At 70.3% G+C, this 15,957-nt stretch carries 14 protein-coding genes; 8 read left to right on the top strand and 6 right to left on the bottom strand.

The features are described 5' to 3' along the window. Positions 1-36 precede the first annotated feature (36 nt). From FXF51_RS11370 to FXF51_RS11380, 3 genes are all read left to right on the top strand, one after another. Entirely contained in the window at positions 37-1,302 is a 1,266-nt protein-coding gene (locus FXF51_RS11370; protein ID WP_148434463.1) for a sensor histidine kinase, read from the top strand. A 310-nt stretch (positions 1,303-1,612) separates the two neighbouring features. Continuing rightward, a complete protein-coding gene (locus tag FXF51_RS11375) occupies positions 1,613-1,912 on the top strand; it encodes a DUF4193 domain-containing protein (protein ID WP_020542847.1) in 300 nt (99 codons plus the stop codon). 78 nt (positions 1,913-1,990) lie between these two features. Next, positions 1,991-2,797, top strand: a complete 807-nt coding sequence (locus tag FXF51_RS11380) for a hypothetical protein (RefSeq protein WP_262379435.1) — start codon at positions 1,991-1,993, stop codon at positions 2,795-2,797. Here the strand turns inward: FXF51_RS11380 and FXF51_RS11385 are convergent. Genes FXF51_RS11385 through paaI form a run of 3 tightly spaced genes read right to left on the bottom strand, consistent with a single transcriptional unit; the run spans position 2,787 to position 5,057 of the window. Further along, the gene (locus tag FXF51_RS11385; RefSeq protein ID WP_148434261.1) at positions 2,787-3,392 is read right to left on the bottom strand and encodes a TetR/AcrR family transcriptional regulator; all 606 of its coding nucleotides are present in this window, start codon (positions 3,390-3,392) and stop codon (positions 2,787-2,789) included. The genes FXF51_RS11380 and FXF51_RS11385 overlap by 11 nt on opposite strands. 4 nt (positions 3,393-3,396) lie before the next feature. Beyond that, positions 3,397-4,692 (bottom strand): phenylacetate--CoA ligase PaaK, encoded by a 1,296-nt coding sequence (gene paaK / locus FXF51_RS11390; RefSeq protein WP_262379436.1) that lies wholly within the window; start codon positions 4,690-4,692, stop codon positions 3,397-3,399. After that, a complete protein-coding gene (paaI, locus tag FXF51_RS11395; RefSeq protein WP_148434466.1) occupies positions 4,689-5,057 on the bottom strand; it encodes a hydroxyphenylacetyl-CoA thioesterase PaaI in 369 nt (122 codons plus the stop codon). Before paaI ends, paaK begins: the two co-directional genes overlap by 4 nt. Positions 5,058-5,205: 148 nt before the next feature. On the opposite strand from paaI, the gene FXF51_RS11400 reads away from it, so the two are divergent. Genes FXF51_RS11400 through FXF51_RS11410 form a run of 3 tightly spaced genes read left to right on the top strand, consistent with a single transcriptional unit; the run spans position 5,206 to position 9,137 of the window. Next, positions 5,206-6,153, top strand: a complete 948-nt coding sequence (locus FXF51_RS11400) for an MBL fold metallo-hydrolase (protein ID WP_148434262.1) — start codon at positions 5,206-5,208, stop codon at positions 6,151-6,153. Further along, entirely contained in the window at positions 6,150-7,685 is a 1,536-nt protein-coding gene (locus FXF51_RS11405) for an FAD-dependent monooxygenase (protein WP_148434263.1), read from the top strand. Before FXF51_RS11400 ends, FXF51_RS11405 begins: the two co-directional genes overlap by 4 nt. An 18-nt stretch (positions 7,686-7,703) precedes the next feature. Further along, on the top strand, positions 7,704-9,137 hold the full coding sequence (locus FXF51_RS11410; RefSeq protein ID WP_148434264.1) for a trehalose-6-phosphate synthase: 1,434 nt from the start codon (positions 7,704-7,706) through the stop codon (positions 9,135-9,137). Here the strand turns inward: FXF51_RS11410 and FXF51_RS11415 are convergent. Continuing rightward, the gene (locus FXF51_RS11415) at positions 9,070-9,354 is read right to left on the bottom strand and encodes a DUF4235 domain-containing protein (protein ID WP_148434265.1); all 285 of its coding nucleotides are present in this window, start codon (positions 9,352-9,354) and stop codon (positions 9,070-9,072) included. The genes FXF51_RS11410 and FXF51_RS11415 overlap by 68 nt on opposite strands. A gap of 77 nt (positions 9,355-9,431) precedes the next feature. Between FXF51_RS11415 and valS the strand changes: the two genes are divergently transcribed. Then, a complete protein-coding gene (valS, locus tag FXF51_RS11420; protein WP_187414315.1) occupies positions 9,432-11,954 on the top strand; it encodes a valine--tRNA ligase in 2,523 nt (840 codons plus the stop codon). 42 nt (positions 11,955-11,996) lie between these two features. Here the strand turns inward: valS and FXF51_RS11425 are convergent, their stop codons facing one another. Then, the gene (locus FXF51_RS11425) at positions 11,997-12,527 is read right to left on the bottom strand and encodes an ArsR/SmtB family transcription factor (protein ID WP_148434267.1); all 531 of its coding nucleotides are present in this window, start codon (positions 12,525-12,527) and stop codon (positions 11,997-11,999) included. 57 nt (positions 12,528-12,584) lie between these two features. Between FXF51_RS11425 and FXF51_RS11430 the strand changes: the two genes are divergently transcribed. After that, complete coding sequence (locus FXF51_RS11430) at positions 12,585-13,814, top strand: MFS transporter (RefSeq protein ID WP_262379437.1); 1,230 nt, start codon at positions 12,585-12,587, stop codon at positions 13,812-13,814. Here the strand turns inward: FXF51_RS11430 and FXF51_RS11435 are convergent. Next, complete coding sequence (locus FXF51_RS11435; protein WP_148434269.1) at positions 13,808-15,937, bottom strand: DUF6351 family protein; 2,130 nt, start codon at positions 15,935-15,937, stop codon at positions 13,808-13,810. The genes FXF51_RS11430 and FXF51_RS11435 overlap by 7 nt on opposite strands. Positions 15,938-15,957: the final 20 nt, after the last annotated feature.

Below are 15,957 nucleotides of genomic sequence, written 5' to 3' on the forward strand. Positions count from 1 at the left end.
GAACGGTCAGACCGCGAGGCGGGCCCGACGCATCCGATGATCAGTCCGCACTCCGCCAGGAGAGCGACGCGTGTGCAGGAGGCGCCGCCGCCCAAGGGTCCGCCCGCCTGGGACGGCCCGCCCCCGCCGACGCAACGGCCTGCTCCACGCTCCACCATGGAGCGTGTGAAGGAGCTTCCCGGCAAGGTGAGCATCCGCTGGCGGCTGACGATCACCTACAGCGCGCTGGTCTTCGCGGCGGCGGCCGCGCTGCTGTTCTCCGTCTACGCCATCGTCGGCAACGCCATCAGCGCCGCGTGGCCCATCTTCGAGACCAACCTGCCGCCCACCTTGGACGCGCAGTTCCAGCAGTACATGCAGAGCTTCCAGAAGCTGGCGGTGCAGAACGCCAGAGACGCCCTGCTGACCAGCTCGGTGATGGCGCTCGTGGGCGTCGGCATCCTGGCGCTGATCATCGGTTACTTCATCGCCGACCGAGCGATGCGGCCCGTGGCGCAGATGACCGCGACGGCCAGGAAGCTGTCGGAGAGCACGCTCGCCCACCAGCGCATAGCCCTCGAAGGCCCGAACGACGAGCTGAAGGAACTGGCCGACACCTTCGACGCCATGCTCGCCCGCCTCAACGTCGCCTTCGACACCCAGCGCAGATTCGTCGCCAACGCCTCCCACGAACTGCGCACCCCCCTCACCATCAACAGGACGGTCCTGGAGATCGCCCTGTCCGACCCGGAGGCCTCCCAGGACCTCAAGGCCCTCGGCCGCACCCTCCTGGAGGTCAACGCCCGCAACGAGAAGCTCATCGAGGGCCTGCTGCTGCTCGCCAGGAGCGAACGCGAGCTGGCCGTGCGCAAACCCCTCGACGTCATGGAGGTCGCCCAGACCGCCGTGGAACAGGTGACGCCGTTCGCTGAAGAGCACGGCGTAACGGTCTCCACCGAACTGGTCAGCGCGCCTACCATCGGCGATCCGGTGCTCCTGGAACGCTCTGTCAGCAACCTGCTGGAGAACGCCGTCAAGTACAACATTCCCGAAAACGGAAAAGTCTGGATCCGAACGGGAATGGCGGACGGTGCCTTGGTTGTTCAGGTGGCCAACACAGGACAGCATGTGCCGGCGTACGAGGTGAACAGCCTGTTCGAGCCGTTCAGGAGGCTTCACGCGGACCGCGTGGATTCGGCCAAGGGATCGGGTCTGGGGCTGTCCATCGTCCGTGCGGTGGTGCAGGCGCACGGCGGGAACGTCACCGCTGTGCCGCGCGATGGTGGAGGGCTGGTCGTGACCATTCGGCTTCCGTTGCGATGACCGGCTGGGCCGCTCTGTCGCGTTCGTGTGCGTGTTGAGTCACGGGGGGCGTCTCATCCACGCCGCACATGTGGTTGGATGTGCCGTCGAACACGGTGGTGCATGACGCCAAGGCTGTGGGTTTCGCCATATTTGGCTAACCATTGCCGTCGGCAGCAGGCCCTGACGTGTTGGGAGGTTCGTTGTCCGTTTCCGCGGGGTACCGATGGGAAATCTCCCCGACGGAACGGGCACAAGATGGGCTTCCCGGACGTTAGAAGACGCGCGATGAGCGCGAAGACATATAGATGAGGGGGATGGAGTAAGCACAATGGCTACCGACTACGACAGCCCGCGCAAGACAGACGACGACCTGGGGGAGGACAGCCTCCAGGAGCTTCAGGCGCGGCGCACCGACAAGTCGTCTGGCAGCATCGACATCGACGAGACCGACCTGGCCGAGTCGCTCGAACTGCCCGGTGCGGACCTGTCGAACGAAGAGCTCTCCCTGCGGGTGATCCCCCGTCAGGCCGACGAGTTCACCTGCTCGCGCTGCTTCCTGGTGCACCACCGCAGCCAGCTGGCCTCTGAGAAGAACGGCCAGCAGGTCTGCCGGGAGTGCGCCGCCTAAATCCTGGAGCGAAGGAGCCCGGGGCGCGCGAACGGCACACCCTGAGCGATCGCGACCAAGACAAAACGGAGGCACCGCGTGGCCGCACCAGAGAAAGACCAGCAACCAGGCAGTGAGATCGCCGACCCCGAACATGAGGTCGGCGAGCTCGTTGGCAGGCTCACCGCTCCCGGTGAGCTCGAGCCGGCCGAGCGGCGCAAGCTGCTCGGCCGACTAGCCCAGGCGCTGTCCGCCGGGGCCAAGAGGGCAAGGGAAACCGGCATCGGCCGGGGCCGCTGGCTGGCCGACGTCTTCCTCAACATCGCGCCGCGCATCCCGATCAGAGATCTGCACACCCTTGCCGAGCATCATCACGGCCTGACCGGCGAAGAGCTCGCCGACGACCTCGTGCGCACCGCGCAGAAGGCCACGATGACGGTCGGCGCTATCGGCGGAGCACTGGCAGCGGCCGAGTTCGCCGCGCCACCCCTCCTGCTCTCCGCCCCCGCCCAGCTCGTCGCCGAGACCATCGTCGTCGCCGCCATCGAGGTCAAGATGCTGGCCGAGCTGCACGAGGTCTATGGCGTACGCGTCCAGGGCTCCGGCACCCAGCGCGCCGTCGCGTTCACGGCGGCCTGGGCCAAACAGCGCGGCATCGACCCGCTCGCGCCCGCGTCCGTCTCGCTGGCACTGGGAGCCGCCACCAAGACCGCCCTGCGCAACCGTCTCATGCGCACGCTGGGGCGCCATCTGACCACCTTCGGGCCCTTCCTCACCGGAGCCATCGCCGGTGGCGCGCTCAACCGCCTGGCCACCAAGAAGCTGGGCGAGGCCATCCGCGGCGACCTGCGAGTCAAGCGCCCCTCACTGCCCCAGGACCAAGGGCACGACGAGCTCACTCCCTAGGGGAGCGCAGGCCGTCGAAGATGATGGTGAGCAGCGTCTCAGCCAGGACGTCCGCCGAGGCGCCGCGCGACGGCTGGTACCACTCGGTGATCGAGTTGACCGCGCCGAACAGCAGGCGCGTCACCAGCGCCGGGTCCACGTCGGCCCGGATGCTGCCCTCCGCCGCCGCCTCCTTGACCAGGTGACTGACGAACCGGTCGAACTCCCGCCGCCGCTCCAGCGCCGCCTGCTCCGTCACGCTGTTGCCGCGCACCCTCAGCAGCAGCGTCACGTACGGCAGCCGCTCCACCAGGATGCGCACGCTCTGCCGCAGCACCCACTCCAGCCGGTCGATCGCGGCCCCCGAGGCGGCACGCGGGTCGGCCACCAGCGCGAACAGCCCGTCCAGCGCCCGCTCCAGCGCGCGGGCAAGGAGCTGCTCCTTGCCCGGCACGTGGTAGTAGATGGCCGACTTGGTGACCCCGAGCGCCCTGGCCAGCTCCGCCATGCTGGTCCCGTCGTAGCCGCGCTCGTTGAACACGTCCACGGCGATGGCCAGCACCGACTCGGGGTCGTGGCCGCGCCCGCGCCGGCGGGCGGGTTTCGCGGTGGTCATGGGGTCAGGTCTTCCGCTGGTCGACGACCCGCTTGAGCTTGCCGACCGACCGCTCCAGCGTCTCGGGGTCCACGACCTCGACCTCGACGCTGACGCCGACGGTGTCCTTGACCGCCTTGCGCAGCGTCTCGCCCGCCTCCCGCCGCCCGGGGAAGCCGGGGCGCGCCTCGACCCTGACCGTCATCACGTCGAGCCGCTCCGGCCGCGTCAGGCGGAGCTGGAAGTGCGGCGACAGGCCGTCGACGCCCAGCACCAGCTCCTCGATCTGGGTCGGGAACACGTTCACGCCACGCAGGATGATCATGTCGTCGGTGCGTCCCGTCACCTTCTCCATGCGGCGGAAGGCCGGCCGGGCGGTGCCGGGCAGCAGTCGCGTCAGGTCGCGGGTGCGGTAGCGGATGACCGGCATGGCCTCCTTGGTGAGCGTGGTGAAGACCAGCTCGCCCTGCGGGGCGGGCTCGCCGGTGAACGGGTCCACGGTCTCCGGGAAGAAGTGGTCCTCCCAGATGTGCAGCCCGTCCTTGGTCTCGACGCACTCGTTGGCCACGCCGGGGCCCATCACCTCCGACAGCCCGTAGATGTCCACGGCGTGCAGGTCGAAGCGGTTCTCGATCTCGGCGCGCATCTGCTCGGTCCACGGCTCGGCGCCGAAGATGCCGACGCGCAGCGACGACTCGCGCGGGTCGAGCCCCTGCGCGGCGAACTCGTCCAGCAGGGCCAGCATGTACGACGGCGTCACCATGATCACGCTGGGCCGGAAGTCCTGGATGAGCCGCACCTGCCGCGGCGTCATCCCGCCCGAGACGGGCACCACCGTGCAGCCCAGCCGCTCGGCCCCGTAGTGCGCGCCGAGGCCGCCGGTGAACAGCCCGTAGCCGTAGGCCACGTGCACGATGTCGCCGGGCCGCCCGCCGGAGGCGCGGATCGAGCGGGCCACCACCTCCGCCCACACGTCGAGGTCGTTCCTGGTGTACCCGACCACCGTGGGCAGGCCCGTGGTGCCGCTGGAGGCGTGGATGCGGGCGACCTGTTCGCGCGGCACGGCGAACATGCCGAACGGGTAGGACTCGCGCAGGTCCTGCTTCGTGGTGAAGGGGAACTTCGCCAGGTCGCCGAGCTCCTTGCAGTCGCTCGGATGCACGCCCGCCCGGTCGAACTTGTCCCGGTAGAGCGGCACGTTCTCGTACGCGCGGCGCAGGGTGCGCTGCAGGCGTTCGAGCTGGAGCGCCATGAGCTCGTCGCGGGAGACGCGCTCGATCGGGTCGAGCTCGTGCGCGGCGGGGGGATCTCCAAGTTTCACTTAAACTCCCGGCTCCGGCCGCGGAACTCCGCGACCACCTGACCGTCGGGGCGCCGCACGGTGACGTCGTAGATGCCGCTGCGGCCGTAGCGCGTGCGCTCGGCCGCCTCGGCCACCAGGACGTCCCCGGCGCGGGCTGGGGAGACGAACGCGATCTCGGCGCCCGCCGCCACCGTGACGGGGCCGTAGGTGTTGCACGCGCACGCGAACGCCGTGTCGGCCAGCAGGAACACGTACCCGCCGTGACACAGGCCGTGGCCGTTGACCATCTGGCCGGTCACGGTCATGCGGCACACCGCCCGGCCCTCGGCCAGCTCCGCCAGCTCGATGCCCAGAGCGGCGGAGGCGGTGTCGGCGTCCATCATGCGGCGCGCGCTCTCCAACACGATCTCCCTCGTCAACTGACCGAATGTTCGGTAAACACACCATCGCCCGACTGGCCTGTCAAGAGGGCGCGAGCGGCGCCGCGGGGTATGCCTGTGACGGAGCTACGCCCGGATGGCAGGAGGAGCGATGGCCAAACCGTTCGCCTCGTCGGCGGACCTCGGCGAGAAGAAGCAGGTCCTGGAGGTGCTCGCGGAGGGCGTGTACGCGCTCACCGCCGAGGGCGACCCGAACGTGGGCGCGATCGAGGGCGAGGACTTCCTCGTCTGCTTCGAGGCGCTGGCCACCCCGGTCGCGGCCCGCGAGTGGCTGTCCAGGTTGCGCGAGCACACCACCAAGCCGATCCGGTACCTGGTGCTGTCGCACTACCACGCGGTCCGCGTGCTGGGCGCCTCGGCGTTCGGCGCGGACGTGATCGTCACGCACGAGAAGACCCGCGAGCTGATCGCCGAGCGCGGCGAGCAGGACTGGGCCAGCGAGTACGCCAGAATGCCCCGCCTGTTCAGGGAACCCGCCTCGATCCCCGGCCTGACCTGGCCGACGGCCACGTTCAGCGACCGCTTCACGATCGACCTGGGCGGCGGGCGCGGCGACCTGGTGCTGCAGTACTGCGGGCGCGGCCACACCGAGGGCGACCTGGTGGCGTGGCTGCCCCGGCAGCGCATCCTGTTCGCCGGCGACCTCGTCGAGTCGCAGGCGGCCCTCTACACCGGCGACGCCTTCCACCGCGACTGGTCGTCGGGCACGCTCGACCGGGTCGCCTCACTCGGGGCGCAGACGCTGGTCGGCGGCAGGGGCGCGGTGGCCAGGGGCAAGGAGGGCGTGGAGTCGGCCATCGGGCAGACGCGCGACTTCCTGGCCGTGATGCTGCGCGAGACGGGCGCGGCCGGGTCGCTGAAGGAGGCGTTCCAGCGCACGCACGCCGCCCTGGAGCCCCGCTACGGCCGCTGGCCGATCTTCGAGCACTGCCTGCCGTTCAACGTCTCCAGGCTCTGGGACGAGCTGCACGGCGTCGAGCGCCCGCGTGTCTGGACCGCCGAGCGCGACCGCCAGGTGTGGGACGAGCTGCAGTCATGAACGACTACCAGGTCATCGTGGTCGGGGCCGGGCCGGTCGGGCAGAGCGCCGCGCTGCTGCTGGCCCGGTGGGGCGTGCCGGTGCTGGTGCTGGACCAGCGGCCGGAGCGGGGGCGCGGCGGGTCGAAGTCCATCTGCCAGCAGCGCGACGTGCTCGACATCTGGGCCGCCGCCGGGGCGGGCGGGGTGGCGGAGGAGGGGCTGGCCTGGACGACGGCCCGCACCTACTACCGCGAGCGCGAGCTGTTCTCCTGGACGTTCCAGCGCGAGGGGCCGCTGCCGCCGTGCGTGAACATCTCCCAGACGCGCACGGAGCAGCTTCTCGACGAGGCCATCGCGGCCCAGCCGCTCATCGAGGTGCGCTGGGGCCACGAGGTCACAGGGCTGAGCCAGGACGACTCCGGCGTCACCGTGCACTGCGGCCAGCGGCTGCTGCGGGCGTCGTACGTGCTGGTCTGCGCGGGCGCCAGGGCGCAGGCGATCCGCGACTCGCTGGGCGTGACGTTCTCCGGGGAGACGTTCGAGGACCAGTTCCTGATCTGCGACATCAAGGCGGACCTGCCGGGCTGGGAGAGCGAGCGGCGCTTCTGGTTCGACCCCGTCTGGAACCCCGGCCGCCAGGTGCTGATCCACCCCTGCCCTGGGGGGACGTACCGGATCGACTGGCAGATCGCCCCCGACTTCATCCCGACGGATGCTGATATTTCGCGAAAAATCAGGCAGATCATTGGCGAGCGGCCGTACGAGCTGCTCTGGCACAGCACGTACCGGTTCCACTCGCGCCTCGCCTCCCGCATGCGGGTCGGCCGGGTCCTCCTGGCGGGCGACTGCGCCCATCTGGTGGCCCCGTTCGGCGCGCGAGGGCTGAACTCCGGGGTGCCGGACGCCGAGAACGCCGCCTGGAAGCTGGCCTTCGCGCTCAACGGCTGGGCGGGGCCAGGGCTGCTGGAGTCGTACCACGCCGAGCGGCACGCGGCCGCGCTGGAGAACCTGGAGGTCACCGCCGCCACCATGCGCTTCCTCGCGCCCGGAACGGTGGAGGAGCGGATGCGCAGGCGTGCGGCGCTGGAGGGCGGGCGGATCGAGGAGGTGGACTCGGGGCGCTTCGCCGAGCCGTTCTGGTATGTGGACTCGCCGCTCACCACGCCCGAGCCGGCCCGGCCGTTCCTGGGCCGGCCGCCCAAGGGGGCGCTGTGCACGCCCGCGCCCGGCGTGATCCTGCCCGATCTGCCGCTCCCCGGGGGCCGGTTGCGGCAGCACACCCGGGATGGATTCCTGGTCCTACTGGGCGATATGTGCGATTCGAGTTTGTTTGTGCAGGTCCTGGGCAAGGTCATTACGGCGCCGCTCGCCGTACGCGGGCTCGCGGAGATGGATGGGACAGGCTCGCTCGCTGAGAGGCTCGGCGCCGGGCCGGATGAGGCATGGCTCATCAGGCCCGATTCCCACATCGCCGCGATCATCCCCCATGCGGGGCCGGAGTCGGTGGCGGCTGCTGTGAGCCGTGCGCTAGGCGGCTTTCCTGATATGTGACCCCATAGGAGGACTGCGTTGAGTGGCCGTAGCTCGTTTCTGATCGTCGCGAACCGGTTGCCGGTCGATCGCACGATCGAGCCAGACGGAACGGCTTCGTGGCGCAGGAGTCCTGGCGGCCTCGTCACCGCGATAGCGCCGGTGATGCAGCGCCGCCACGGAGCCTGGGCCGGCTGGCACGGGGCGCCCGACGAGAAGCTGGAGCCGTTCGAGCAGGACGGGATGAGCCTCATCCCGATCCCGCTGTCCGCCCGTGAGGTCGAGCTCTACTACGAGGGCTTCTCCAACGCCACGTTGTGGCCGCTCTACCACGACGTCGTCGCCACGCCCGTCTTCGACAGGGAGATGTGGGAGACCTACCGCAGCGTCAACCAGCGCTTCGCCGAGGCCGCCGCGGAAGCGGCCGAGGAGAACGCCCTCGTGTGGGTGCAGGACTACCAGCTCCAGCTCGTGCCCGCGATGCTCCGCAAGCTCAGGCCCGACCTGCGGATCGGGTTCTTCCTGCACATCCCGTTCCCGCCCACGGAGCTGTTCTGGCGGCTGCCGTGGCGCAAGGAGCTGGTCGAAGGGCTGCTCGGCGCCGACCTGGTCGGCTTCCAGCTCCCCGGCGGCGCCTCGAACTTCCGCCGGCTGTGCCGCAGGCTGCTCGGGCTGCCGTACAAGGGGAACGAGATCTTCCTCGACGACCGGATCGTCACCACCCAGGCCTTCCCGATCTCCGTGGACTTCGCGCAGCTCGACTCGCTCGTGCGCGAGCCGCGCATCGTGGACCGGGCCAAGGAGATCAGGGTCGAGCTGGGCGACCCCGAGCACGTGCTGCTCGGCGTGGACCGGCTCGACTACACCAAGGGCATCGGCCAGCGCCTGGAAGGCTTCGGCGAGCTGCTCAAGGACGGCCGGCTGCGGCCGGGCGAGGCCGTGTTCGTGCAGATCGCCACGCCCAGCAGGGAACGCGTGGACGAGTACAAGAGGCTGCGCGACGACATCGAGCTGCAGGTCGGCCGGATCAACGGCGAGCACGCCCAGCTCGGCTACCAGCCGGTGTGGTACTTCCACCAGTCGTACGGCCACGACGAGCTGGCGGCGCTCTACCTGGCCGCCGACGTCATGGTCGTCACGCCCTTGCGCGACGGGATGAACCTGGTGGCCAAGGAGTACATCTCCTGTCACCACGACCTGCACGGGGCGCTGGTGCTCAGCGAGTTCGCCGGGGCCGCCGACGAGCTGCGGCAGGCGTACCTGGTCAACCCGTACGACGTGGAGGACGTCAAACGGCAGATGCTGGCGGCGATGCGGGCCACGCCGCACGAGCTGGCCCGGCGGATGCGCACGATGCGCCGCCGGGTCGCCACCTACGACGTGGACCGCTGGGCCAGTGAGTTCCTCACTGCCCTGGAGTCACCTGCTTCAGCGACTTCCACGCGTCGTAGCGCTTCTTGGCGGTCCGGTTGACCACGATCTGCGCCACGGACATGCCGACCCCCATGACGACGGCGTAACCGATCGCCTCACCCATGCTGACCTCGGGCGAGTCGGTGTCGATGGGCGGCTCCTTGCCGGTCGCCTTCTTCCAGGCGAACCCGAGCACCTTCCTGGCCGCCCACGCCGTCACCAGCCCCACCAGGCCGCCGACGACGCGCCAGGCGATATCGGGCTTGTCCTCCGCCATGTCGATCTCCCTTCCCCTTTGTAACGAACACTAGTCTCTACCGCTGCGACGCCCGCGAAGCCGTACCATAAGGAGGCATGACTCAACAGCGACTACGCCGTCCATCCATGCCCCAAAAGCCGACCCTTGACGGCTTGGAGCAGGTATGGGTAGCTCGCTGGGAGGAAGAGGGCACCTACCGCTTCGACCGGTCGGCGCCGCGCGAGCGCGTCTACTCCATCGACACGCCCCCGCCGACCGTGTCCGGCTCGCTGCACGTCGGTCACGCCTTCTCCTACACGCACACCGACATCATGGCGCGCTACCAGCGCATGCTCGGCAAGTCGGTGTTCTACCCGATCGGCTGGGACGACAACGGCCTGCCGACCGAGCGCCGCGTGCAGAACGTCTACGGCGTGCGCTGCGACCCGTCGCTGCCGTACGACCCCGGCTTCGTGCCGCCGGACAAGCCGGGCAAGCGGGAGATCTCCATCTCCCGGCGCAACTTCGTGGAGCTGTGCCACCAGCTCACCGCCGTCGACGAGCAGGCGTACGAGGAGATGTGGCGGCGCATCGGCCTGTCGGTCGACTGGTCGATGCTCTACACCACGATCGGCGACGAGTCGCGGGCCGTCGCGCAGCGCGCCTTCCTGCGCAACCTGCTGCGCGGCGAGGCCTACCTGGCCGAGGCGCCGACGCTGTGGGACGTGTCGTTCCGCACCGCCGTGGCCCAGGCCGAGCTGGAGGACCGCGAGTGGCCCGGCGCCTTCCACAAGATCTCCTTCTACGGCGAGAAGGGGCCGGTCTGGATCGAGACGACCAGGCCCGAGCTGATCCCGGCCTGCGTGGCGCTGGTCGCGCATCCCGACGACGAGCGCTACCAGGAGCTGTTCGGCACCTCGGTGCTGACTCCGCTGTTCGGCGTCGAGGTGCCGGTGCTCGCGCACCGGCTGGCCGAGCCCGACAAGGGCACCGGCATCGCGATGATCTGCACGTTCGGCGACATCACCGACGTCACCTGGTGGCGGGAGCTGCACCTGCCGACCCGGCCCGTGATCGGCTGGGACGGGCGGCTGCTGCCCGAGCCGCCGGAGGGCGTGGAGGCGGAGCCGTACAAGGAGCTGGCCGGCAAGACCGTGCACAGCGCCCGCGAGCGCATCGTGGAGCTGCTGCGCGAGTCCGGCGACCTCGACGGCGAGCCCCGCCCCGTGCGGCGCACGGTGAAGTTCTTCGAGAAGGGCGACAAGCCCCTTGAGATCGTCACCACCCGCCAGTGGTACATCCGCAACGGCGGGCGCGACGAGGAGCTGCGCGAGCGGCTGCTGGCGCGCGGGCGCGAGCTGAACTGGCACCCGCCGCACATGCGGGTGCGCTACGACAACTGGGTCGAGGGGCTCACCGGCGACTGGCTGATCTCGCGGCAGCGCTTCTTCGGCGTGCCGTTCCCCGTGTGGTATCCGATCGACGAGGCGGGGCAGCCCGTCCACGACGCGCCGATCCTGCCCACCGAGGAGATGCTGCCGGTCGACCCGTCCTCCGACGTGCCGCCCGGCTACACCGAAGAGCAGCGCGGCGTGCCCGGCGGCTTCATGGCCGACCCCGACGTCATGGACACCTGGGCCACCTCGTCGCTCACCCCGCAGATCGCCGGCCGGTGGGGCACCGACGACGAGCTGTTCCGCAAGGTCTTCCCCACGAACCTGCGATCGCAGAGCCACGAGATCATCCGCACCTGGCTGTTCGCGACCGTGGTCAGGTCGCACTGCGAGTTCGGCACGCTGCCGTGGAGCGACGCGGCGATCTCGGGGTGGATCCTCGACCCCGACCGCAAGAAGATGTCCAAGTCCAAGGGCAACGTCGTCACCCCGATCGACCTGCTGGAGCAGCACGGCTCAGACGCGGTGCGCTACTGGGCGGCCAACGGCCGCTACGGCGTCGACACCGCCTTCGACGCCGGGCAGCTCAAGGTCGGCCGGCGGCTGGCCATCAAGATCCTGAACGCCTCGAAGTTCGTGCTGGGGCTGGCCGCCGACGAGTCCGCCGCCGAGGTGAGCGAGCCGATCGACCTGGCCATGCTGGCGGCGCTGTCCGACGCCGTGCGCGAGGCCACGGAGGCGTTCGAGGCCTACGACCACACGCGCGCCGTCGAGGCCGTGGAGCGCTTCTTCTGGGCGTTCTGCGACGACTACGTGGAGCTGGTCAAGGCCAGGGCCTACGACGGGTCCGGCGGCGAGTCCGGCGCGGGTTCTGCGCACGCCGCGCTGCGGCAGGCGCTCGACGTGCTGCTGCGGCTGTTCGCGCCGTTCCTGCCGTTCGTGACCGAGGAGGTGTGGTCGTGGTGGCGCGAGGGCTCCGTGCACCGCTCCTCCTGGCCCGCCGCCGAGCGCGGCACCGGCGATCCCGCCGTGCTGACCGTCGCCTCGGAGGTGCTCGGGCAGATCCGCAAGGCCAAGTCCGAGGCGAAGCTGTCGATGCGGGCCGAGGTGTCGCGGCTGACCGTGTGGACGCCCGACCTGGAGCTGGTCCGGCAGGCGCAGGACGACCTGTGCGCCGCCGGGAACGTCGAGGAGTTCGTGCTCGAGTCAGGTGACACGCTGAAGGTCGAGGTCCACCTGGGCTGAGGCTGGTGAACGCGGGACGCCGGGCGTGGTTCGCGCCCGGCGTCACGCGTCCCTGCTGACGTCCCTGCTGACGTCTTTGTGAATGGCGAGGAAGAGCGAGTACGCCTCCCCGCCCGGCGCCGGCTGCCGGTGCGCGAACTCGTCGAACACCTCCTGCAGCCGTTCGGTCAGCTCGGCGTGCCCTTCGGGGGTGAGCCTGAGCCCGAGCCTGGTGAAGCTGCCCTCCTCGATGTCGACCAGCCTGATCTCCTCCAGGAACGCGTCCAGCATGGCGGTCCTGCCGCCCGTCACGCCGCTCTCGCGGACGTCCATCTCCCACGACTTGCCGGTGGCCCGGTAGGGGATCTCGGTCGAGCCGCGCGGGCCGGGCCTGCTCGGCTCGGCCACCAGGAATCCGGTCTCCACCAGCTTGCGCACGTGGTGCAGGGTCGTGGCGGGGTTCGCGCCGAGCCGGTCGGCGAGCTCCTTGTTGGTGAGCGCCTGGTCCAGGCAGAGGCGCAGGATGCGCAGCCGTACGGAGGAGGCCAGCGCGCGGGCCTCGGCCTCGGTCGCGGGACGGCGTTTGGTGGCCATGGCAGGCCACCCTATAACCGGTTGAAATTACCCAATCGGTTATGAGAGGTTCTGGGAGTGAGCCTCTTACGCGACCACGACTTCCGGGGGCTGTTCCTGGCCGACGCCGCCAGCCAGGTGGGCAGCCAGCTCCTGTTCCTGGCCCTGCCCCTGGTCGCGGTGACCGCGCTGGACGTGTCGGCGTTCGAGCTCGGCGTGCTGACCGCGTGCGAGACGCTGGCGTTCGTGGTGATCGGGCTGCCCGCCGGCGCGATCGTCGACCGGCGGCGCAAGCGGGTCGTCATGGTGGTCAGCGACTGGGCGCGGGCGCTCGCGCTGGCCTCCGTGCCGCTGGCCTGGTGGCTGGACGTCCTGACGATCTACCAGCTGTACGCCGTGGCGCTGGTGCTCGGGGTGTTCACCGTGTTCTTCGACGCCGCGTACCAGAGCTACCTGCCGCACCTCGTCGGGCGCGAGCGGCTGGTCGAGGGCAACTCCACGCTGGAGGTCGTCCGCACGGTCGCGCAGCTCGGCGGGCCCAGCGTCGGCGGCTACCTGATCCAGTTCCTCACCGCGCCGTTCGCGCTGATCATCACCGTGGCCGGGTTCGCCTGGTCGGCGCTGTGCCTGGGCACCATCCGCAAGCGGGAGGAGCGCCAGGAGCGGCCCAGGGCCCACCTGGGCAAGGAGATCGCCGAAGGCGTCCGGTTCGTGCTCGGCCACCCGCTGCTGCGCCGCATCGCCGGCTGCACCGGCACCGCGAACCTGTTCTCCTCGATCATCCACCCGATGGTCCTGCTGCTGCTGGCCAGGGAGCTGGCCGTGAGCGCGGGCACGATCGGCCTGCTCATGTCGGCGGCGGGGCTCGGCGGCTTCGCGGGCGCGCTGCTCAACGCGCGGCTGGCCCGGTGGCTGGGGCAGGGGCCGACGATGTGGCTGGCCATCGTGGTGCCCGCGCCGCTGGCGTTCCTGCTGCCGTGGGTGCAGGCCGACTGGCGGCTCGGGCTGGTCGTGCTGTACGAGTTCTGCATGGGGGCGGGCGTGGTCGTCTACAACGTCACCCAGCTCAGCTTCCGCCAGGCCGCCACCCCCGAGGCGCTGCTCGGCCGGATGAACGCCACCATGCGCTTCCTCGTCTGGGGCACGATGCCGCTGGGCGCGCTGCTCGGCGGCGTGCTGGGCGAGACGATCGGCATCAGGGGCGCGCTGGTGGTCGGCGCCGTCGGGGGGTGCCTGGCGTTCCTGTGGGTGTTCACCTCGCCCCTGCGCACGATGCGGGAGCTGCCCGTGCCCGCGCGGCCTCAGTAGTCGCACACCCCCGCCGGGAAGATCTGCTTCAGCCTGGCCCGCTGGCCGGGCTCCGGGTGCCACGAGCCGTACAGACCCTTGGCGACCGCCCGCTCGACCGGCTGGAGGCGGCACTTGTGGACGCCGCCCTCGATCGGGCCGCCCGCCACCGTGCGGGAGGTGCCGTAGAGGGGGAAGCGCTGGGTGCACGGGCCGGGGGAGCGGCGGTCGAGGACGCCGTCCCAGGCGTGCGGGCCCGCGGCGATCTCGGTGCCGTCCGTGGCGAAGCAGCGATCGACGGCCTGGGGCGGCTTGTTCCCGACGACGCCCCGCGCCGGATATCTCCGGATGTTGGCCATCCAGGCGTCGATGACCTGGAGCGCCTCCGGCGTCTGGTCGAACATCGGCCCGTCAGGACGGGCGTCGGTGAACCAGATGACCTGGTTGCCCGCCCGGCCGTCGTGGTCCAGCATGCGCTTCCTGGAGGCGAACGACTGGTGCGCGTTGTGCATGTCCAACTGCTCCTCCAGGTAGTGCCTCCAGTCGATGACCGGCAGGTCGATGTCGCCGCCGAACACCAGGCCGCTGCGCCGCACGTTCCTGATCGCCTCCGGGTCGCCCGTCCGTCTCGGGGCCGGATCGCCGCTCAGGTTCGCGTTGCGGGCGCTCCACGGGTCGAGGTCGGCCGGACAGGCGGTCCGGACGAACGGGCAGCCCTCCTGCACCATGTCGGCCGCCTCCTTCCACGACCCCACCTCGGCGTTGAGATCGAGGAACTCCTCCGGCGTGATCACCCCGTCCGTCAGCGCCTTGAGCCCGTACTGGACGCCGACGTTGTCCCAGGTCGAACGGGCGTAGCCGCGCTCGTCCACGCCGTACACCTTGCGCAGGTCGTCCCAGTGCGTCCACTGGACGGTGTCCTTGACGCCCGGCGGGTCCATGCGCTGCCACTCGGGGTCGTTGTTGCTCGTCCACAGCGGGTTCATGGTCAGCGGAGTCAGGCCGCGCCAGCCGTTGACGCACTCGTCGGAGCCGGGCCGGCCCGTTAGCGGGTTGACGACCGTGTCGCTGGCGTTCATGCCGATCAGGGCCGTGCGGTCGTCCCAGCGGGCCCATCGGGGGTGCTGATCCATGTAGCGTTCGAGCAGCTCGCAGTCGCCCACGTGGATGGTCTGGGTGACCATGTCCGGATAGGAGTACTGCGGGATGGCGGCGTCGATCACCCGGTCGCCGTGATTCTGGCCGTAGACGTACTGCTGGATCGCGCCGCCCGAGGCGCCCACGCCCACCGTGTAGAGCGGCGTGCCGTGCCGCTCGACGAAGCGCTCCTTGACCATCAGGGCCGTCTCGCCGCCCAGGATCAGGTTGTAGTGGGTGGAGGTGCGGGTGCCCGAGGAGTGCAGGACCGCGTAGCCCTTGCCCAGCCCGTACGGGTCGAGCGCGCCGCCGCCCAGCGTGCCCTGGTCGTGGCCGATCGCCACGCCGCCGTCGAAGCGGTACATCGCCCGCTGGTTCCAGCCGTTCTCGATCATGGCGATCGAGTAGAGGAAGCGGTTGATGACGCCGCGCTCCCGCCGTACCACGAAGTCGACCGTACGGCCGTCCAGCAGCGTCGTCGTCGCCAGGTCGGCGGGGCGGCCCTGTTCGGGCATCGGCTTGTACGTGCCGTCAGTGGAGCGGTAGAGGCGGTCGGTCACCGTCGGGGCGAAGCAGTCCCTGCTCCAGCCGCCTTCGACGCGCATGCCCTGGCCGTCCTGGTTGTCCGCGACCGGCGGGCCCAGCCCGCTGCGCTCGGTCTTGCACAGGAACGGGTACTGGTGCGCGCCCGAGAAGACCGGGCCCTCGACGGGGTGGTTGCGGATCTTCAACGACCTCCTGTGCGGGCCTGACGTGGCGGTGATCGTGTTGTCGCCCGTGACCAGGCCGTCCACCAGGCCGGTGAGGCCGTCCCCGGTCCGCCTGAAGACCGCCGTCACGTCCTCGCCGTTGCGCAGCACCCTGCTCGCGCCACGCACCCTGATCAGGGCGTCGCCGCCCGTCACCTGGTCGGGGCGGCTGGACAGCACCTCCAGCGCCACGTCGGCGCGGGAGACGGGAGCGGGGGCGAGTGACGCCAGCAGGGTGAGGACCAGCACCGTCTTCATGACCATGACGGTGACACGCG

It is taken from the genome of Nonomuraea sp. PA05, from assembly GCF_008086045.1.
Taxonomy (GTDB): domain Bacteria; phylum Actinomycetota; class Actinomycetes; order Streptosporangiales; family Streptosporangiaceae; genus Nonomuraea; species Nonomuraea monospora.